Consider the following 20,035-nt stretch of genomic DNA (forward strand, 5'->3'; position numbering starts at 1 on the left):
GGATCCTTAACGTCCGGTTCGAACGGAAGGATCCGCATCATGCGCCGACTGATAGTGACCTCCTGCTCGGTGCTGGTCGTGCCCGAGCGGGGCCCCTGCCGAGTGGAGACCGACCAGGACATCCTGGTCGAGGACGGCATCATCGTTCGGCTCGGCCCTGCGGGCTCCGGGCCGGACCACGCCGGCGCGGAGACCGTGGACGGTACGGGACTGGTCGCCGTACCGGGGCTGGTCAACGCCCACACGCACGGCCCGATGACCCTGATGCGCGGGGCCGCCGAGGACGTGAGCGTCGAGGCCTGGTTCAACGAGCGGGTGTGGCCCATGGAGGTCAACCTCACCCCCGCCGACATCGGCCTCGGCGCGGCGCTGGCCTGCGCGGAGATGCTGCTCAGCGGGGTGACCACCTTCGCCGACCACTACTTCCACGCCGAGCGGATCGCCGACGCCGTCGTACGCACCGGAATCCGGGCCGACATCGCGCCGACGTACTTCAGCAGCCGAGGCCGCGCCGCGCTGGAGGAGAGCGCCGAGGTCGCGGCGGCATTGCACGGCACCGGCGACGGACGGATTACCGCGTCGCTGGGCCCGCACGCGCCGTACACAGTCGCGGACGCGGACCTGGTCCGGCTCGCGGAACTGGCCAAGGAGACGGGTCTGCGGATCCACATCCACGCCGCCGAGCACCTGGAGCAGACCGAGTCGAGCCTCGCCCGGCGCGGCATCACCCCCATCACGGTGCTGGAGCGGACCGGTGTGCTGGCCGCGGGCGCGCTGATCGCGCACGGCTGCGGCATCGTCCCCGAAGACCTGCCGACGCTGGCGGCGCACCGGGACCGTACCGGAGTGGCCTGCTGTCCGAAGGTCTATCTGAAGCACGCCCTGTCCCCGCTCACTCCGGTAAGGAGCTTGCTGGGCGCGGGAGTTGCCGTCGGGGCCGGGACGGACGGGGCGGCCGGGCACAACACGCTGGACGTGTGGGAGGCGATGCGGCTGGTCGCGCTGACCCAGAAGCAGGCGGAGCGGGACGCCACCTGGATGACGGTCTCCGACACGGTCCGGCTGGCCACACGTGGCGGGGCCGCGGCCCTCGGACTCGGCGACCGGATCGGCGCGCTCGAACCGGGCCGGGCCGGTGACATCGTGCTGGTCGACCTGGGCGGGGCGCACTGCCGGCCGCTGCACGACCCGGTGGCCGCGCTGGTCTACAGCGCCCGGGCGAGCGATGTGCGCACGGTCGTGGTGGACGGCAGGGTCGTGGTCCGGGACGGCCGACTACTGACCCTGGACCTGCCGGAACTGCTGGCCGAGATCGAGGCACGGGTGCCCGCGTTGCTGGACACCTCGCACGGCAGGGCGGTGCAGCACTATGACCCGTGAGCCGGACGAGCGCAGCCGCCGGGCGCGGCGGCCCGCGTCGATCAAGGACGTGGCGGCCGCCGCCCGGGTCAGCCCGACCACGGTGTCTCATGTGCTGAGCGGCAACCGGCCGGTCGCCGAGGAGACCGCCGAACGGGTTCGCGCCGTCGTCAGCCGGCTCGGCTACGTTCCGGCCTCCACGGCCCGCAATCTCCAGGCCGGTTCCACCAACGTCATCGGTCTGCTCGTGCCCGACATCACCAACCAGTTCTTCGCCGAACTCGCCAAGGGCGTCGACGACGCCGCCCACGACCTGGGCTACGGGGTCATCCTGTGCAACACCGAGTTCGACCCCGACCGCGAGGACCGCTATCTGGAGATGCTGCGCGGCCGGTTCATCGACGGCATGGTGTACGCCTCCGGTTCCCCGCCCTCCCGCGGCCGGCTGGCGTCGCTGCTCGGCCGGTTCCCCATCGCGCTGGCCGACGAGGTCGTTCCCGGGCTGCTGGAGCAGACCATCCTGGTCACCGCCGACCACCGCGCGGGCGGCCGCCTGATCGGGCAGCACCTGCGGGAGCTGGGCCACCGCCGGGTCCTCGCGATCAGTGGCCCGGTGGACCTGGTCAGCAGCCTGGAACGGATCGCCGGTTTCCGGGAGGCGTTCGGCGACGCGGGGGTCACCGAGGTCGAGGGCGCCTTCGTCGAACGGTCCGGCTACGACCTGGTCGCCACAGTCCTGGAGAACGGCGGCCGACGCCGCTTCACCGCGGTGTTCGCCGCCAACGACCTGATGGCACTCGGCGCGATCGCCGCCCTGGAGGACGCCGGACTGCGCGTCCCCGACGACGTCTCGGTGGCGGGCTTCGACGACATCATGCTCGCCTCCCGCGTCCACCCCCGCCTCACCACCGTCCGCCAGCCCGCCTACGACGTCGGCCGCACGGCCGGCGCCCAACTCCTCAGCTACGTCCACCGGGACGAGGTGCCCCCCGCCTCCCGGCACATCCTGCCGGTCCGGCTGAGAGTGCGCGCCAGCACGGCTCCCGTGCGCCCGGCCCGCTGACCACCTCGCACACAGACCACCGCACACATCACAGGAAGGCCGTGCCGCGATGCCCCATGTCCTCGTCGTGGGTGAGTCCTGGTTCACCCACTCCGTCCACCAGAAGGGGTTCGACTCCTTCTTCACCTCCGAGTACGTCGAGGGCGCACACGTCTTCCTCGACGCGCTCCGCGAACGCGGCCACACGGTGACATACGTCCCGGCCCACGAGATACCGAGCAGACTCCCCACGACGGCCGAGGGCCTGAAGTCCTACGACGTCGTCGTGATCAGCGACGTCGGGGCCAACAGTTTCCAGCTCACACCGGAGACCTTCGCCCGCTCCGTGCCCTCACCGGACCGCACCGAACTGCTGCGTGCCTACGTTGAGTTCGGCGGTGGTCTGCTGATGGTGGGCGGCTACCTCACCTTCACCGGCATCGACGCCAAGGCCCGCTGGGGCCGCACCCCGCTGGCCGCCGCGCTGCCCGTCGGCATGCACGATCGGGACGACCGGGTGGAGTTGCCCGCCGGGGCCGCACCGCGGGTCGTCGCACGCCACCCGGTGGTCGATGGGCTGGACGCGACCTGGCCGGATCTGCTCGGCCTCAACGAGGTGACGGTAAAAGACGGCGCGGAGCTGCTCGTCGAGTGCGCGGGCCATCCACTCCTGGCCGTGGGCGGCTACGGCGCGGGAAGGTCGGCGGCCTTCACCTCCGACCTTGCGCCGCACTGGGCCCCGCCCGCGTTTCTCGACTGGAAGGGCTACCCCGAACTGTGGGACCGGCTGGTCCGCTGGCTGGCCCGGACCCCGGTGGGGGAGGAAGCCTGATGGTCACTCCCCACATCGCAGCCGCCCCCGGCGACTTCGCGCCGGACGTGCTGATGCCCGGCGACCCACGCCGGGCCCGCCGGATCGCCGAAACGGTCCTTCAGGACGCCCGGCTGGTCACCGACGTGCGCGGCATCGAGGGATACACCGGAACGTACCGAGGCGTACCCCTGTCCGTACTGGCCTCCGGCATGGGGATGCCGTCGGTCACGATCTACGCCACCGAACTCTTCCGCTTCTACGGCGTGCGCCGCATCGTGCGGGTGGGCACCGCGGGCGGCATCCCCGCCTCGGTGGGACTGCGGGACGTCGTCGTGGCCACCGCCGCCCACACCGACTCGGCGATGAGCAGCCGTCGTATCGACGGAGTCCAACTGAGCCATGCCGCTTCCTTCGGCCTGGCCGCGGCTGCCGTACAAGCGGCGGGGACCGGACGGCACACCCACATCGGGCCGGTGTTCACCACCGACCACTTCTATCTCGAACGGACGTTGCTCTTCGAGCAGTTGGAGGCGCACGGCACCCTCGCCGTGGAGATGGAGGCAGCGGGCCTGTACGCGACCGCCGCCGCCGAGGGCGGCCACGCGCTCGCCGTCCTGACGGTCAGCGATCACGTGCGCCACGCGGCGGCGCTCACCCCGGCCGAGCGCGAGAGCGACTTCGACCGTGCCGTCACCATCGCGGCCGACGCACTGATCACGGAAACAATCTCCTAACACGAGAGAACACGAAGACCCATAGCCAAAACGTTTTGCATTGAATAGCTTTCGGCCAATGGCGAAGAACTGCCCCCGCTGGAGAACCCGCTTCAGAACCCGCTAGAGAAAGAGAATCCAGTCGATGAACAAGATCAGAATTCTGGGGGCCGTCGCGGCGCTCTCGCTCACCGTCGCCGCATGCGGTGCCTCGACGGACTCGGACTCCGCGGAGTCCGGGAAATCCGGAAAGCTGCGCATCAAGTTCGTCATCAACGGAAACCTCGGCGACCGTTCCTTCTTCGACTCGGCGTACGCGGGCCTGAAGAAGACGGAGAAGGACCTCGGCTACAGCCTGAAGGTCGTCGAGCTGGGCAGCGACCGCACCAAGTGGTCCTCCGGCTTCGAGGACGCGGCCTCCGGCGACGACTACGACGTGCTCGCCGCGGGCACGGTCGACACCGTCGGTTTCATCTCCAAGCTGGCACCGGAGTACCCGGACAAGAAGTTCTGGCTCTTCGACGGATCCGTCGACTACACGGGCAAGAGCGGCTGTTCCAACAAGTGTGCCAACGTCTACTCCGTCACCTTCAAGCAGAATGAGGCCGCCTATCTGGCGGGATTCCTCGCCGACAAACTCGTCGCCGCCAAGGCCCTTCCCGGAAGTAGCGGAAACGGGAAGGTGGGAGTGATCGGCGGAGTTCAGATACCGGTCATCGAGGACTTCGTCGTCGGCTTCAAGGCAGGCTTCAAAGCGGCGGGCGGAAATCCGTCCTCCGGGGTTCTCGTGCAGTACGTCGGCGGCGACAACCCGTTCGGCGACCCGGCCAAGGGCAAGCAGATCGCCTCGGCGATGTACGGGCAGGGCGCCGAACTGGTGTGGCCCGTCGCCGGATCCTCCGGCCTCGGCGCCTTCGAGTCGGCCGTCGCCGCCAAGCGGTACACCTTCGGCGTCGACTCCGACCAGTTCAAGACGCTCACCGACGCGTCCCAGCGACAGACCGTCGTCACCTCCATCCTCAAGAACGCAGGCAACGCCCTCTACCTGGCGGCTGAGGCGAACAAGGCCGGCACGCTCGGCTACGGCAAGCCGGCCGCCGTGGGTCTGGCCGAGAACGGCGTCGGATACGTCGACAACGCCAACTTCGACCAGCTCGTCCCCGCCGCCGTGCGCACCGAGCTCGAAGCACAGGCCGCGAAGGTCAAGTCCGGTGCCGTCAAGGTCCCTTCGGCCTTCTGACCTCCGAGGAACCTGGTGGAGATCATGGACGAAACCCTCGCTGGAGCCCCGCCCGCCCTGGAGGCCGTGGGCCTGGGCAAGACCTACCCGAACGGCACCCGCGCCGTCAGTGGCGTCGACCTGTCGGTGCCCCGCGGCGAGATCAGGGCGATCGTCGGCCAGAACGGCGCCGGCAAGTCCACGCTGATGAAGTTGCTGTACGGACTCGAACAGCCCTCGGCCGGCCAACTGAGCGTGTACGGGCGGCGGGTCAGGTTCTCCGGGCCGCAGGATGCCATCGCCCTCGGTGTGGGCATGGTCCACCAGAACCTCATGCTGGTCCCGTCGTTCACCGTCGCCGAGAACGTCGTCCTCGGCGTCGAGCCGGGCCGGGCGGGCCGAGTCGACCGCGCGGCAGCCGTCGAACGCACCGCGGCGCTGGCCGAGCAGTCGGGACTCGCCGTCGACCCGGAAGCCAGGGTCGACGCGGTGTCCGTCGGAATGCGCCAGCGCGCCGAGATCCTCAAGGCCCTGCACCGCGGCGCCCGCATCCTGATCCTCGACGAGCCGACCGCCGTGCTCACCCCGCAGGAGACCACCGACCTCTTCACGGCGGTTCGCGGACTGCGCGACTCGGGCATGACGGTGCTGTTCATCTCGCACAAGCTCAAGGAGGTACGGGAGATCAGCGACCGGGTCACCGTCATGCGCGCCGGTTCGGTGATCGACACCGTACGCACCGAGGAGGCGACGCCCGCCCAACTGGCGTCCATGATGGTCGGCCGGGAGATGTCTCTCGACGTGCCGAAGCCCCCGGCCCGCCCCGGGGCGAACGTCCTACGGGTGCGCGGACTCTCGGGCCCGGCGGTGCACGGCGTCTCCCTCGACATCGCGGCCGGGGAGATCGTCGGCCTCGCGGGCGTCGAGGGCAACGGCCAGACCGAACTCGTCGAACTCCTCGCCGGACTGCGTCGCCCCACCGCCGGAACGGTCACCGTGGACGACACCGACGTCACCCACCTCGACGCGGCGGGCCACCGCCGGGCCGGCATCGCCCACGTACCCGAGGACCGGCTGACCAACGGGGCCGCCCTGGACCGCTCCATCGCCGACAACCTGATCGTCGACCGCCACGACCGGCCCCCCGTCGCCCGCCGAGGCATCCTGCGCACCCGCCGCATACGAGAACTCGCCGAGGACCTCATCAGCCGCTACGCGATCCGCGCCCCGCACCCCGACGCGGCCGCCGGAGCACTGTCCGGCGGCAACCTGCAGAAAGTCGTCGTCGCCCGCGAACTCTCCGCCGAGCCAAGCCTGTTGCTCGCCGCACAGCTGACCCGCGGCGTCGACATCGGCGCCATGCACTTCATGTACGAGCGGCTCGTCGAGGCCCGCGACGCGGGCGCGGCGGTGCTGCTGGTCTCTGCCGACCTCGGTGAACTCCTCGCGCTCTCCGACCGGTTGCTCGTCATCAAGGACGGTCGTCTCGTCGCCCGCTTCGACGACCCGGCCGAACTCACCGAGGAGGCAACCGGGTTGTACATGCTCGGAGTGGAACGGCATCCGGACGAGCGGATCACGGCAGGTGTCCGATGACCTCGACTCTCGAACCGGCGGCGGAACAGCAGGAGTTGCCCGAGACGCGGGAGCGCCGGGAATTCCTGGCCACCCGACGCCGCACGGTGGCCGTCGAGTTGACGATGACGGTACTGACCGTAGTCGTCGCCGTCCTCATCGCCTTCCTGGTGGTCCTGGCCACCGGCAAGGACGCCGGCGGCGCACTGGACGCCCTGCTCACCGGCCCGTTGGAGCGCACGCCGCGCATCGGCCGCTGGCTCGCCGACGCCACCACCCTCTCGCTGCTCGGCCTGTCCGTCGCGATCCCCTTTCGGGCCCGGCAGATCAGCCTCGGCGCGGAGGGCCAGGTGTACGCCGGTGCCCTGGCGAGCGCCCTGGTGGCGATCAACCTCCATCTGCCGCCCGTCGCCGCCGTGTTGGTGCCGCTCGGCGCCGCCGCCCTCGCCGGGGGAGCGCTGGGCGCCGTACCCGGAGTGATGAAGGCCCGCCTCGGCGCCAACGAGATCGTCGCCACGCTGATGCTGAACGCCGTCGTCGTGCGGGTCTTCGACTACCTCCTCACCGACCACCTCAAAGCCCCCGGCAGCAGCGCCGTACAGTCCGCCCCGGTCCGCCCCGACTCGGCGCTCCCGCTCCTCTCGAAGTACTTCGGCGTCCCCCTGGACCAGGCGAACATCGGCCTCTTCGGCATGCTCGCGGTGGCAGCCGCCGTCTGGTTCCTGCTCGCCAGGACCCCGCTCGGCTACCGCATCCGGATCACCGGCTCCAACCCGGACTTCGCCCGCTACGGCGGCCTCGACGTGCCCCGCACCATCGAGTGGAGCTTCGTCATCGGCGGCGCGCTGGCCGGCCTCGCCGGGGCGCACCTCGCGCTCGGGATCTACGGCGGACTCCAGCCCGACATGGCGGGCGGCCTGGCCTTCGAGGGCATCGTCGTCGCCCTGCTGGGCCGCAACAACCCGGTCGGCGTGGTCGCCGCCGCGCTCCTCTACTCGTATCTGCGGGTCGGCGGCGACGTGATGGAGCAGCAGACCGATGTCGGCTCCGACGCCGTGACCATCATCCAGGCGGTCATCGTGCTGCTCGTGACCGCCCGGGCGCTGCCCGAACTCGTCAAGCGGTACCTCGCCCGAAGGGAGGCCCGCTGATGGGCTCCGTCCTCGATGTCGTGCTCAGCACGGCTTTCTTCGCGGCGATCCTCGGGGTGTCCACGCCGTACGTCCTCGCCGCCCTCGGTGGACTGTTGGCCGAGCGGGCCGGGGTGCCCAACATCGCGCTGGAGGGCTCGATGCTGAGCGCCGCCTGCACGGGCGCGCTGGTCGCCGGGTACAGCGGCTCGGTGTGGGCCGGAGCCGTCTGCGGGATCGCGGCCGGTTCGCTGCTCGCGCTGCTGCTCGGTGTGCTGCACCTGTACCTCGGCGCGGACGCCATCATCGCGGGCATCGGCCTCAACCTCCTTGCGGCGGGGGCGACTTCGTACACCGTGTACGCGCTGCTCGGCGACAAGGGCGGCACCAGCCGGCTGCACAGCGGAGCGCTGCCCTCCGTCCGCCTGCCGCTGATCGAGGACATCCCCGGCCTCGGCGCGGTACTCAGCGGGCAGAACGTGCTCACCTGGGCCGCCCTCGCCACTACTCCGGTGGTCGCCTGGCTGCTGTACCGGACCCGGTTCGGCTTCCACCTGCGCGCGGTAGGGGAGTACCCGGAGGCGGCACGCTCGGTCGGCATCCACGTCCACCGGGTCCAGTTCCGCGCCCTCGCGCTGAGCGGTGCGCTGGCCGGGGCGGCCGGAGTGTTCCTGAGCATGGGCGCTGTCTCCTTCTTCGTCACCGGCATGACAGCGGGCCGCGGTTACATCGCCCTGGCTGCCGTGTTCCTCGGCGCGCTCCGCCCCTGGGGCGTCCTCCTGGCCGCCCTCGGCTTCGGCACCGCCGAGGCCCTCGCCGTTCAACTCGGCAACCTCGCCGTCCCGGGCCAGTTGGTCTCCGCGATCCCCTACGTCTTCACGCTGCTGGCCCTCGCGTTCTTCGCCTGGCGCCGCCGCCGCGCGTCACGTACCGACGCCGCTCCCGTGCCCTTCACCGGCCCACCCGCCATGGAGTCCCCATGACGAGATGCGGCCGCACGCGCGGACGTGACCAAGGTGGTCGGCGCGAGACGTAACACCCGTGCGCCGCCCCGGAGTTACTCACGGAACCCCCTGATCCCACACCCGCCTCCCGAGCCACTGGCACCTCACGCAGCCCCCATGCCGATGCGCGGCTGCCCGCCCGAGCGTGACCGAGATGGGCGACGCGTGGGCAACACCCGCGCGTCGCACCCGAGTTGCCCGCGGAACCGCACAACACAGAGCCGGCCCACCCGGACCACCCAACGCGCACCAGGCCCTCCCGGACCACCCGACACCTCACGGAGCCTCCATGACCGCCCGCACCGCCCGTGCCCGGATCATCGCCACCGCCGTTGCCCTCGCCTCCCTCCCTGCCCTCGTCGGCATCCCGGCCGCCGCCGACGACAGCCGCGTACGGCTGGACTTCCTCGGCGAGCGGGAGCTGCCGTACGGGATGTCCTTCCAGGGCACGACCGTCGGCGGGCTGTCCGCCATCAGCTACGACGCGAAGACAGGCACGTACTACCTGATCAGTGACGACCGGTCGCAGACCGGCCCCGCCCGCTTCTACACCGCACGCGTCGACTTCGCCCACGGCGCCCTCAAGGGCGTCGAACTCACCGGCACCCACCCGTGGTTGCGCGCGGACGGCACCACCTTCCCGCCCACCTCGACCGCCACCTCCACCGTGGCGCCCGACCCGGAGGGCATCGCCGTCGACCCGCGCAGGGGCGGCCTGGTCTGGACGAGCGAGGGCGAGCGGATCGTCCCGTCCGACGGGCCGGCACTCCTCGGCGATCCGTGGATCCGCCGCGCCACCACCACGGGTGCCTACACCGGACAGCTTCCCCTGCCCCCGCAACTGCACATGAACTCCCAGGAGTTCGGCCCCCGCCAGAACCAGACCCTGGAAGGAGTCACCTTCACCCCGGACGGACGGCGGATCGTCACCGCCATGGAGGACCCCCTCTACCAGGACGGCGCCGACCCCACCCCGGAGCACGGCGCCCTCACCCGCATCACCGTCCACGACGCGAACACCGGGCTGCCCCTGGCGCAGTACGCCTACTGTCTGGAACCGCTGTTCGCCACACCGCCGGCGGGCAGCACCGACACCAACGGCGTCAGCGACATCGTGTCCCTCGGCCACGACCGCTTCCTGGTTCTGGAGCGCGCCTCGATCTACAGCGACAACAACTGGAAGGCCCGCATCTACCTGGTCGACCTCCACGGCGCGACCGACGTGCTCGGCCGGGACTCCCTCACCGCCGCGTCGGGCCGCCCGGTCGAGCCGGTCCGCAAGACGCTCGTGACCGACCTGTCCGACGTCCCCGGGCTGTCCCGGGTCGACAACGTCGAGGGCATCACCCTCGGCCCGCGCCTCCCCGACGGCCGCCGTACCGTCGTCCTGGTCTCCGACAACAACTTCGCCGCCCGCCAGATCACCCAGGTTGTCGCCTTCGCCGCACACGGCATTTGATAGGCAACGTCGCCCGTCAACGCGGCCTGGTCGAGGGCTCGTTGGGGAGCACGGCAGGTGGTGAGGGGGCGGCGGACGCGCGTAGCGTCGGCTCGTTGCGCAGCCTTACGAAGGTGATGGCCAGGGCGACCGCCTGGACGAGGGCGCAGCCCAGGACGACCGTGTCGAGGTGGGTCGGCGGGGTGACGGCGACGAGGACGCCGGCCACCGGGAAGGGCAGCAGCAGAAGCAGCATGGTCAGGGAGAGCGTGGTGCCGAAAGCCGTGGCGGGGATGACCAGTGAGCGGAGCGTGCGCAGGACGACGGTGAGGCCGCCGTCGCCCGCCATGAACAGTGCGATGAGGACCATGTAGGCGGCGTAGGACGGGGCTTGGGGCAGGGCCAGGCAGGCCGCGGAGGCGAAGGTCGCGCAGACGACTCCTACGCCCCAGAGGTCGACGCGGCTCAGGGCGAGCCGGCACAGGGTGATCGCGAGCAGGGTCGCCGCCGCCGCGGCGGACCACAGGGTGCCGACGTCGGCGGAGGAGCGGCCGAAGTTCTCGACGACGATGATCGGGCTGGCGGACTGGAGCAGGCCGAGGGCGAGGTTGGAACAGGCCAGGCCCGCCACCAGCCAGCGCAGGGCGGGCAGTTTGCGCAGCGTGCGCAGCCCGGTGCTCATGCCGCCGGGTGTGCGTTCGCCGTCCGGGCGGGCGGAACGCAGCGGGGTCGGCGGAGTCTGGAGTCCGAGCACGGCCGCGAGCAGGGACAGCCCGGTCAGACAGCCGAGCATCCAGCCCGGGCCGACCAGCAGCAGGAAGCCCGCGAGCAGGGGGCCGACGAGCATCGCGGTCTGGTCGATGCCGATGAGGACCGACTGCACTCCGTGCGGCCGGTTCTCCGCCCGCCGGGTGACGATCGCGCCCACGGCCTCGTTCGCGACGAAGCTGAACTGGGTGAGGGTGCCGGTCACCGCGGCCAGCACCAGCACGGTCACCGTCTCCTCGGTGCCGCGCGGCAGCATGGCCAGCGCCACGGCCGCCCCCGCCAGCACGATGGCCCGCAGGAGCGAGGCGAGGAAGCACACGATCGCCGCGCCGCGCCGGTCCACCACCTTGCCGGCGAGCACGAAAGCGGCGATCCGCGGTGTCCATTCCAGGGCGAACGCCAGGCCCGTCAGCGACGAGGACCGGGTGATCGCCAGGACCAGCAGCGGCATGGCGTACGTCGACATGGAGAACGCGAGGGCGTCGCTGGTGCGCGGTGCGTAGATCCGTCGGAACAGGCTGCCGGACGGAACGGCTGCATGGCGACCGGCGGGCGGCCGGTCCTCGTGCAGGGTGATTGCCACGGAGTTGGGGGGCTTTCGGTGAGGCGTATCACGGAGAGGGAAACGGGTGGTACCGGCCTGGGCGAAATGAATTCACGGGAGGCGGGGAGAGGGGAAACGCCTATAGGCAAGGGGAGTTGAGGCGTGGAGTTGAGGCGTGAAATATAGCGCAGTCAAATGAGATTCGGCATATCCAGAGCGGACAACTCCGCACGGTGTACGCAGCACCTCCCCGCGCCGGGAAGGCAGAAGGCGATAAGAAAGACCCTTTGTCGCAATTAGGGCACGGGGAGGCGAGGCATTCACGGCATCTCCGCTCACATCTTCGTCGCCCCCGCCGCGAGGTCCCGCAGGAAGTGCCGGGCGCCGATGAGGAACACCACGATCAGCGGGATCACGCTCATCAGGGCGCCGGCCATCACCACGGCGTAGTCGGTGTTGTAGGCGACGTTGAGGTTGGCCAGGGCGACCTGGAGGGTCAGCCGGTCCGGGTTGACCAGGACGACCAGCGGCCAGATGTAGTCGTTCCAGAGCTGGATGAACGTGAAGATGCCGAGGAAGGCCAGCGCCGGCCGGAACAGCGGCAGCGCCACCTGCCAGTACAGGCGGAAGAAGCCGGCCCCGTCGATCCGGCCGGCGTCCAGGAGTTCGTCGGGCAGTGAGTTCTGGGCGTACTGCCGCATCCAGAAGATGCCGAACGCGTTGGCCGCGCCGGGTATCACGAGCGCCTTGAGGGAACCGGCCCAGCCGAAGTCGGCCATCGTGACGAACTGCGGCACGAGCGACAGTTGGGCCGGAATCATATAGGTCGCCAAGAGGATGCCGAACAACAACTTCCGGGCCGGGAACTCGTACTTGGCGAAGGCGAACGCGGCGAGGGAGTCGAAGAACAGCACCAGTACCGTGCCCGCCACCGAGACGACGACGGTGTTGAGAAGCGATCCGAAGAAATCGATCCGGTGGATCACTTGCCGCATGTTCTCCAGGAGATGGGTGCCCGGCACCAGCCGGGGCGGGAACTGCAGGATCTCCTGGGTGGTGATCGAGGCCATCACCACGAGCCAGTAGAAGGGGAACAGCGACACCAGCACACCCAACAGCAGCAACACCCGCACCCCGACACGGGAGCGCCTGCTGCCGGAGCCGATGGCGAGTCCCGCGCCGACGGCGGTCGTCCGGTCAGCGGCCATTGCGGGCTCCCTTGCGCCAGGAGATAGGGGGACGGTTCTCGCGCTCGGAGCCGGACACCAGCCGCCAGTTGATGATCGCGAACAGCGCGATGATCGCGAACAGGGACCAGCCGATCGCCGCGCCGTAGCCGAACTGGTGGTCGTTGAAGGCCTTCTGCCAGAGGTAGAGCACGATGGTCAGGCCTTCCTGGCCGGGTCCGCCGGTGGTGCCGGGGTCGTCCGAGTAGAAGAGCACCTGCGACTCGGTGAAGATCTGCAGGCCGTTGATGGTGGAGGTGATGACCGCGAAGAGGATCACCGGCCTCAACTGCGGTACCAGGACCCGGAAGAGGGTCTGCCGGCTGCTCGCCCCGTCCACCCGCGCCGCCTCGAACAGCTCGGTGGGGATGGCCTGCAGACCCGCCAGGAAGATCAGCGCGTTGTAGCCGACCCAACGCCAGATGATCATGAGGGAGATCGCCGACTTGATGCCGAGGGAGGACGTCAGCCAGTCGACGCCGTCCACCCCGATCGCCTTCAACAGCGAGTTGGCCAGGCCCGCCTGTGCGAAGACCGAGCCGAAGACGATGGTCATGGCGACCATCGAGGTCACGTTCGGGATGAAGTACGCGACCCGGTAGGCGGTGGCGTGACGCACCTGCGCGTTCAGCAGGAACGCGATGACCAGCGCCAGGAACAGCATCGGCACCGTCGACATGAACCAGATCTCGAAGGTGTTGAGGATCGAGTGCCAGAACACCGCGTCGTGCAGCAGCCAGCGGTACTGCTGGAGCCCCACGAACCGCATGTCCCCGATGCCGTCCCAGTCCTGGAAGGACAGATACAGCGAGAACCCCACCGGGAACGCGCCGAAGACGGCGAAGAGCACGTAGTACGGCGAGATGGCGAGATACGGCGGCACATGGCGTCGCCAACGCCCGTGCGGGGCGCCGGTGTTGGCGCCGCGCGCGGTCTCGGCTCCGCTTCCGGCCGTAGGTGCCTGTGCCGCTCCGGCGACGGTTGCCATCTCAGCTCACCCCCTGCTGGGACAGCGTCCGCTCGCAGGCGTTCATGGCGTCGCGCCAGGCCTTCTCGGGGTTCTTGCCGAGGGTTTCCACGTTGGTCAGCTCCTGGAAGACGGGGGTGTTGCAGATGTCCTCGTAGGGGCTGAAGAAGATGACCGGGGCCTTCTCCGCGGCCGGGCCGAAGACGTCGACGGGTATCTGACCGCCGAAGAAGGGGTCCGGCTTGCGCATCGTCGGCTTGCTGTACGCGGCCGGGGTCGTGGGGAACAGCGCCATCTCCTGATAGCTCTTCAGCTGGTTCTCCGGCCCGAGCAGCCACTTCAGGTAGGCGAAGGCGCCCTCGGGGTCACGGCAGTAGCGGGTGATGGTCAGGTACGAGCCGCCGTAGTTCGTCGGACCGCCGGGCAGTGCCGTCAGCCGCCAGGCACCGGAGGTCTTCGGCGCCACGTCCTTGAGCCCGCCGATGGCCCACACCGCCGTGATCATCGAAGCGACCCTGCCGCGGCCCATCGCCGCGTTGTAGTCGGGCGTGCTGTCCAACACCCGGGCGCTGAGCCCCTGTTGATATGTCTCCACCGCCAAGTCCCAGGCCCGCTTGACGTGTTGCTGGTCGCCGATGAAGTGGTTGTCGGCGTCCACGAACTGCTTCGGGCTCTGGTACAGGGCCATCCGGAAGACGTAGCTGATCTGGGAGACCAGGAACGGCTTGCCGGGCGCCTTCGCCTGGAGCGTCCGGCCGAGCGCGAGGTACTTGTCCCAGGTGGCGGTCGCCTCCGCGACGTCCGCCGGTTCGGTCGGCAGGCCCGCCTTCTCGAAGAGGTCCCGGCGGTAGTAGAGCGCGGTCGGACCGGCATCGAGCGGGAAGCCGATCATCCGCCCGGACGGACTGATCCCGCTCTTCCACTTCCAGTCCAGGTACTGGTCCTCCAGGGCGTCGGCGCCGAGCTTCCGCAGATCGAGGAACTCCTCCTCGTCGGGGAAGAACAGCGAGACGTCGGAGTTCGCGCAGGCCAGGTCCGGCACGTACGCCCGCGCCGCCATGCTGGTGCGCAGCTTCGACTTGTAGTCGCCGGCGATCGGCGAGCCCTTCACCTTCAGCCCCGGTACGCCGGGCACACCGCGGGCGGAGACGGCGAGGAGCTTGTCGCTCAGGGCGCCGTTCCAGTACCAGATGCTCAGGTGGTCGGTGCCGGCGGAGACGGAGCCGTGGTCGCTACCGCACCCCGACAGGCCCAGCAGGGCGGCACCCGCGCCGCCCAGGGAGGCCCCCAGTAGTCGTCTGCGGGACATCGTTCGGAATTCCATGGGCGCGCACTCACTTTCCGGACATGCCACGGCCGGGGAGGAGGGGGAGAGGCGAGGACGTCGACGACGGTCGATGAGGTGGGGATGGTCCGACATCGGGCGGCGCGAAACCGGGCGGTTACGTGGGGGTCGTGAACGTTCACGTGAACGTTGCCGTCGAGTATCGAGGCGGCCGAAAACCAGTGTCAAGGGACGTGCACGGTAGTTGTGTTGGCGCTTTCTACGGATCGCCGGAGAGGGCGGCCGGAGCGGATGGGAGTGCGGCGGGCCGGGGCTACGCCGAGGCCCGCACCACCAGTTGGGGAATCACCCACGCCTCGGCGCCGGTCAACGCCTCCTGCCCCGCGCTGAGTCGGGCGACCTGCTCGACGGCCAGCCGGCCCAGCCGCCGTTTGTCGATGTGCAGGGTGGTGAGCGCCGGCTCCACCAACTCGCCCAGGGACAGCCCGTCGAAGCCCAGTACGGCCAGGTCGTCGGGCACCCGCAGTCCGCGGCGCCGCGCCGCACGCATCGCACCGACGGCGATCAGGTCGTTGAACCCGAAGACGGCGGTCAACTCCGGTCGCGCGTCGAGCAGTTGGGTCATGGCCGCCTCGCCGCCCGCCACGCTGTGCTCGGGACTGGGCACGACCCAGCTCCCATCGACGGGCAGCCCGTGCTGCCGTACGGCGGCCAGAAAGGCCTCTCTGCGAGGCCCGGGCGCGTCGATCCGGTCGCCGTCGAGCATGCCGATCCTGCGGTGCCCCGCCCGCACCAGATGGGCGATGCCCTGTGCGACACCGGCGGCGGCGTCGATGCCGACGGCTCCGAACCGGGTCTGGCTCGGCCCGCGTTCGAGCACCACGGTCGGTACGCCGCCGAGGTGTTGGGCAAGCACGTCGTCCGGGTTCTTGAAGTAGCCGACCACCGCGTCCGCCTGGTGGGAGAACTTGTCGAGGGCCTGGAGCTCACGGTTCTCGTCGGTGCGCGAGTCCCACACCACGACCTGCCAGCCGCGCTCCTCGGCCGCCTCCAGCACACCGGCGGCCACCTCGGGAAAGAACGGGTTCATCAGATCCGGCAGCACCAGCCCCGCCGTCACCGCGCCCTTGCGGACGAGCCCCCGCGCGAACCGGCTCGGCCGGTAGTCCAGCAGGCGCGCCACTTCCAGAACGCGCTCCTTGGTGGCGGGATCGATCTCACCCTTGTCGTTCACCGCCCGGGACACCGTCTGCCGGGACACCCCGGCCAGTTGGGCGACGTCGTGGATCGTGGCCCGCCGCCGGATCCCGTCGGCGCGCGGGGCCTGGCCGGCACGCGGCTCGCGCTCCTGGTCATCCGCGTTGTCCGCCCACACGCTGTGCACTGTAGCCGGGGTGGGCGCATCCCTGGCAAGGAAGTCACCGCTCCGCCGACCGGTCGTGGCCTTGAGGATCACGCTTTCGTCCTGTGGCCCGACAGTTGGGGGTACAGATGCGCGCAAGGGTGGCCGATCAGTGGCCTGGTCGTCGTAGGCCTGTTGGCGGGAGTCGTCGTCACCAGCGTCGTAACCGCCAAGGCGCTGCGCGGAGTTCGCGGCCCCGACGCGATGGTCGGAAACCTGCCGGCCGCGTCCTGGCCGATCGGCGTCGGCGCACTGTTCCTGATCATCACCGCGCTCAGCGCGTCACTCGACGAGCAGAAGGTCCACACGCTCATGTGGCCCACCGCGTCCGGACTCGTCGTGGGCCTCCTCTACCTCGCCGGGGGCACCGTCTACCGCGACCGCCTCCAGTACCTGCTCGGCACCTGGCTCGCCCTCACCTCCTCCGCCGCGCTCTTCCTCCATGGCGCACCCCTGTACTGGGTGCTCGCCCTCGCGGGCGGCGGCAGCTACCTCGTCGCGGCCGCCCTGGAACCCCGCCGCCACGCCAAGGCCCTGCTCGCCAGGGCGAGTTGACGCGCAGACCCGAGTGCTGGAGCGGCGGCCACCGACACGACGTCGATGGCCGCCGCTCCACGTCGTACTAGTGGCCGTGCCCGGCCTTCTTCACCTTGCGGGACACCGTGAACCGGTCGACCTCGGCACCGGTCGCGGCCAGCGCCCGCACGGTGAGGGTCGTCGTACGGCCCGGTGCGGCAGGCGCCACGTCGACGCGGATGAACGAGTAGCCGGTGTAGCGGACCCGGGACCAGTCGACGTTCTCGGTGACCTGGCCGTCCTTGCCCGTCCAGTACGTCGGCACCGAATCGATCGCGTCCTCGTGCCACTCGTAGCTGTCGGCGACCGGGAAGCTGTAAACGCTCTCGCCACCCGCGCCCGCCGTCACGTAGACGACGCCACCACGGGTCGGCTCATGGGTGCCGCCGATGGGCAGGGTGCGTACGGCCTTGTCCTGGACGACCGGGTCGGTGCGCTCGTAGACGTGGTTGTGGCCGTTGACCACCAGGTCCACCTGGTGCTTCTCGTACAGCGGCACCCACTGCTCGCGCACCCCGCCCTCGGAGGCGTGCGAGCTGGTGGTCGAGAAGGCGCAGTGGTGGTGGAAGACGACGATGAAGTCGATGTCGGTACGGGCCCGGAGTTCGGTGAGCCGCTTGTCGAGCCAGGCGGTCTGCTTGCCGCCGGTGTAGCCCTTGTTGGCGGGGATCTCGTACGACACGTCGTTCGCGTCGACCGACACCACGCCCACGTTGCCGTGGACGAAGGAGTAGACGCCCGGAGCTGACGCGGCGTCAAAACCGTTGGTGGGCAGGGTGAACCGGGCCTCGTTGCCGCCGTAGCCGTTGGGGGAGTACCAGGACTCCATGTCGTGGTTGCCGAACGCGACCATCCAGGGCACCCGGCTGGAGAGCGGTTCGATCTGCGCGAGGAACGAATCCCATTGGCGGGCGTCGTAGTTGCTCGCGTCGCCGGGCAGCCCGTGCCCGGTCTCCTCCGCGTAGCAGATGTCGCCCGCGTGCAGATGGAACGCCGGATTCTGCGCCTGGACAAGGGCGTTGAGGCCGATCGAGGTGTAACTCGGGTTCTGGTCACCGAAGGCGGTGAACCTGAACGGCCGGGTGCTGTGCGTGCGGGGCGCGGTCCTGAAGGAGTAAATGGTGTGCGCGGCGCCCGCGTCGGCGGGGTCGAAGCCGTCGTGGCCGACACCGTAGTAGTAGGTGGTGTCCGGGCTCAGGTTGTCCAGCGCCGCGTGCACGTAGTACTGGTCGATGTCCGCGCTCTTGCCGATCCCGGTCGGCGTGAACAGGTCGCGTACCTCCGCCGGTATGCGGTGGCTCAGGTCGAGGGGGCTGCGGCCGATCCGGAGGAAGGGTTTCTTCACCGGGAGCGGCACCTGCCACGACACGCGCATCTGCGTCCGCGGATCGGCGCCGTAGGCGAGGTGCCGGCCGAACGGCGCGACCAGCGAACCGTGCACGGTGGACGTGACGGAGCCCGTCACCAGCGTGGGTGTCGCAGCCGCCGCGGCACCGGCGGTGCCGCCCGCGAGGGCGACCCCGGTCGCGGCGACCGCGCCACCGCGCAGCAGACCGCGGCGGGAGAAGGCGCGGCGGAGGTATTCGTGTTGCTCGGGCATGCTCAGGGTGTCCGCGAGCCGGTCGGGAAGGCCCATGCGAGGAGTGTTCATGGGCGCGACGCTGGCAGCGCCGGTTGAACGACCGATTGCGGCCTGCCCATGAGATGGCCATATCCCGCCCATTGCCTGGCTCGTTTCCTATGTCTCGGATGTCCCGGGCGGCTGCGTGAAATGGCGGGCACCGGCCAGTACGAGCACCGCCAGCGCGGCCGGCAGCGCGTACGCGAGCCGGAACTCGCCGGTGGAACCGAGGAGTCCGCTCACCGCACCGCCGGTGACGACGCCCGCGTAGTTGAAGAGGTTCAGCCGGGCCAGCACCGTCTCCGCGGCGCCGGGCCGCAGCCGCGCGGCGGAGGCCAGACACAGCGGCGCCAGCACCGACGCCCCCAGGCCCACAACTCCCGCCGCCAACACGGCGATCGGCCAGCTCGGAGCCGTAGCCACCCCCGCCAGGCCGCCCGCCACCACCAGGGCGGCCGTGCGTACGACGGCGACGGTACCGACCCGCTGCACCAGCCGGTCCACGGTCGCCCGCCCGACGACCGTGCCGGCCTGGTACGCCGCGTACGCGAACGGCGCCACCGTGAGCGACGCGTCGAGGGTCTGCCGCAGATACACCGACGACCACGCGGACACGGTCGAGTCCACGACGTAGACGATGAGAAGGACCAGCCCGAAGGGAAGGATCCGCAGCCACAGACCGCGCTCCAACGGCGGCTGACCGTACGGCACTTGGGTGGTGGGAAGGGTGTGCGTGCGCAGGCAGACGGCGACCACCAGCAGCACGCCCGCCTGCACGGCCAGGCTCTCGCCCACCGGCCGGTCCAAACGGGCCGCCCCCGCGGTGAGCAGCGCCGCGAGCACGCCGCCCACGCTCCACGCCGTGTAGAACGACCCGAAGACGCTACGGCCGTAGGCGCGTTCGATCGCGGCGCCCCGGGTGTTGATCCCGACGTCGAGGGCGCCGGCCGCGAGGCCGAAGAGGACGTACGCGCAGATGACGGTCGCCGTGCCGGGCGCCCAGCCGACCAGTGTCAGGGCGACGGCGATGGTGACCAGCGCCCCGCGCATCGTGGCGACGGGACCGGCGACGCGGACCGCGGCCAGTCCCAGGAAGCTGCCGGCCCCCGCCGTCAGGGCCACCCCGACCAGCGTGGCGGTGGTCAGGAGCGGGGACAGCCGCAGGTGTTCGGTGACGGCGGGGACGGTCGTGTACACGGCGGCGACGGACATGCCCTGCGCGGCGAACGCGAGGGTCGTCGCCCTTCGGGCACCGGCCCGGTCGGCGGGGCGCCCGACACGGGCCCGGCCCGGAGTACTGACTGACATGCACAGACCGTAATCAGCCGTGGCGGGGCGAACGCAGGACGCCG

At 70.3% G+C, this 20,035-nt stretch carries 17 protein-coding genes; 10 read left to right on the top strand and 7 right to left on the bottom strand.

Going from position 1 to position 20,035, the window contains the following annotated elements:
- Positions 1-36: 36 nt before the first annotated feature.
- The 9 genes from OG588_RS44795 (at position 37) to OG588_RS44835 (ending at position 10,315) form a co-directional block, all read left to right on the top strand.
- Positions 37-1,380, top strand: coding sequence for an amidohydrolase (locus tag OG588_RS44795; RefSeq protein WP_405953374.1), 1,344 nt, complete (start codon positions 37-39; stop codon positions 1,378-1,380).
- The gene (locus OG588_RS44800; RefSeq protein ID WP_405952282.1) at positions 1,370-2,422 is read left to right on the top strand and encodes a LacI family DNA-binding transcriptional regulator; all 1,053 of its coding nucleotides are present in this window, start codon (positions 1,370-1,372) and stop codon (positions 2,420-2,422) included. Before OG588_RS44795 ends, OG588_RS44800 begins: the two co-directional genes overlap by 11 nt.
- Positions 2,423-2,471: 49 nt before the next feature.
- On the top strand, positions 2,472-3,233 hold the full coding sequence (locus OG588_RS44805; RefSeq protein ID WP_405952283.1) for a glutamine amidotransferase: 762 nt from the start codon (positions 2,472-2,474) through the stop codon (positions 3,231-3,233).
- Positions 3,233-3,949 (top strand): purine-nucleoside phosphorylase, encoded by a 717-nt coding sequence (deoD, locus tag OG588_RS44810; RefSeq protein ID WP_405952284.1) that lies wholly within the window; start codon positions 3,233-3,235, stop codon positions 3,947-3,949. Before OG588_RS44805 ends, deoD begins: the two co-directional genes overlap by 1 nt.
- Positions 3,950-4,073: 124 nt before the next feature.
- A complete protein-coding gene (locus OG588_RS44815) occupies positions 4,074-5,168 on the top strand; it encodes a BMP family protein (RefSeq protein ID WP_405952285.1) in 1,095 nt (364 codons plus the stop codon).
- A gap of 24 nt (positions 5,169-5,192) precedes the next feature.
- Positions 5,193-6,743, top strand: a complete 1,551-nt coding sequence (locus OG588_RS44820) for an ABC transporter ATP-binding protein (protein WP_405952286.1) — start codon at positions 5,193-5,195, stop codon at positions 6,741-6,743.
- Complete coding sequence (locus OG588_RS44825) at positions 6,740-7,873, top strand: ABC transporter permease (protein ID WP_405952287.1); 1,134 nt, start codon at positions 6,740-6,742, stop codon at positions 7,871-7,873. The genes OG588_RS44820 and OG588_RS44825 overlap by 4 nt, the downstream gene beginning before the upstream one ends.
- Positions 7,873-8,835, top strand: a complete 963-nt coding sequence (locus tag OG588_RS44830) for an ABC transporter permease (protein ID WP_405952288.1) — start codon at positions 7,873-7,875, stop codon at positions 8,833-8,835. Before OG588_RS44825 ends, OG588_RS44830 begins: the two co-directional genes overlap by 1 nt.
- A gap of 310 nt (positions 8,836-9,145) precedes the next feature.
- Positions 9,146-10,315 (top strand): esterase-like activity of phytase family protein, encoded by a 1,170-nt coding sequence (locus tag OG588_RS44835; RefSeq protein WP_405952289.1) that lies wholly within the window; start codon positions 9,146-9,148, stop codon positions 10,313-10,315.
- Between the two features lie 16 nt (positions 10,316-10,331).
- On the opposite strand, the gene OG588_RS44840 is transcribed toward OG588_RS44835, so the two are convergent.
- From OG588_RS44840 to OG588_RS44860, 5 genes are all read right to left on the bottom strand, one after another.
- On the bottom strand, positions 10,332-11,645 hold the full coding sequence (locus OG588_RS44840; protein WP_405952290.1) for an MFS transporter: 1,314 nt from the start codon (positions 11,643-11,645) through the stop codon (positions 10,332-10,334).
- Between the two features lie 296 nt (positions 11,646-11,941).
- Positions 11,942-12,814: a carbohydrate ABC transporter permease gene (locus tag OG588_RS44845; protein WP_405952291.1), complete on the bottom strand. Its 873-nt coding sequence runs from the start codon at positions 12,812-12,814 to the stop codon at positions 11,942-11,944.
- Positions 12,804-13,820 (bottom strand): carbohydrate ABC transporter permease, encoded by a 1,017-nt coding sequence (locus tag OG588_RS44850; protein WP_405952292.1) that lies wholly within the window; start codon positions 13,818-13,820, stop codon positions 12,804-12,806. Before OG588_RS44850 ends, OG588_RS44845 begins: the two co-directional genes overlap by 11 nt.
- Position 13,821: 1 nt before the next feature.
- On the bottom strand, positions 13,822-15,108 hold the full coding sequence (locus tag OG588_RS44855) for an ABC transporter substrate-binding protein (RefSeq protein ID WP_405952293.1): 1,287 nt from the start codon (positions 15,106-15,108) through the stop codon (positions 13,822-13,824).
- A 289-nt stretch (positions 15,109-15,397) separates the two neighbouring features.
- Complete coding sequence (locus tag OG588_RS44860; protein WP_405952294.1) at positions 15,398-16,459, bottom strand: LacI family DNA-binding transcriptional regulator; 1,062 nt, start codon at positions 16,457-16,459, stop codon at positions 15,398-15,400.
- Between the two features lie 162 nt (positions 16,460-16,621).
- On the opposite strand from OG588_RS44860, the gene OG588_RS44865 reads away from it, so the two are divergent.
- The gene (locus OG588_RS44865) at positions 16,622-17,041 is read left to right on the top strand and encodes a hypothetical protein (RefSeq protein WP_405952295.1); all 420 of its coding nucleotides are present in this window, start codon (positions 16,622-16,624) and stop codon (positions 17,039-17,041) included.
- A gap of 67 nt (positions 17,042-17,108) precedes the next feature.
- Here OG588_RS44865 and OG588_RS44870 read toward each other — a convergent pair whose 3' ends face one another.
- Together OG588_RS44870 and OG588_RS44875 are read right to left on the bottom strand one after the other, a co-directional pair.
- Positions 17,109-18,713, bottom strand: coding sequence for a purple acid phosphatase family protein (locus tag OG588_RS44870; RefSeq protein ID WP_405952296.1), 1,605 nt, complete (start codon positions 18,711-18,713; stop codon positions 17,109-17,111).
- A gap of 87 nt (positions 18,714-18,800) precedes the next feature.
- A complete protein-coding gene (locus OG588_RS44875) occupies positions 18,801-19,991 on the bottom strand; it encodes an MFS transporter (protein ID WP_405952297.1) in 1,191 nt (396 codons plus the stop codon).
- Positions 19,992-20,035 lie beyond the last annotated feature (44 nt).

Origin of the sequence: Streptomyces prunicolor, from assembly GCF_045162825.1 — a bacterium.
In the GTDB taxonomy this organism is placed as follows: Bacteria; Actinomycetota; Actinomycetes; order Streptomycetales; family Streptomycetaceae; genus Streptomyces; species Streptomyces prunicolor.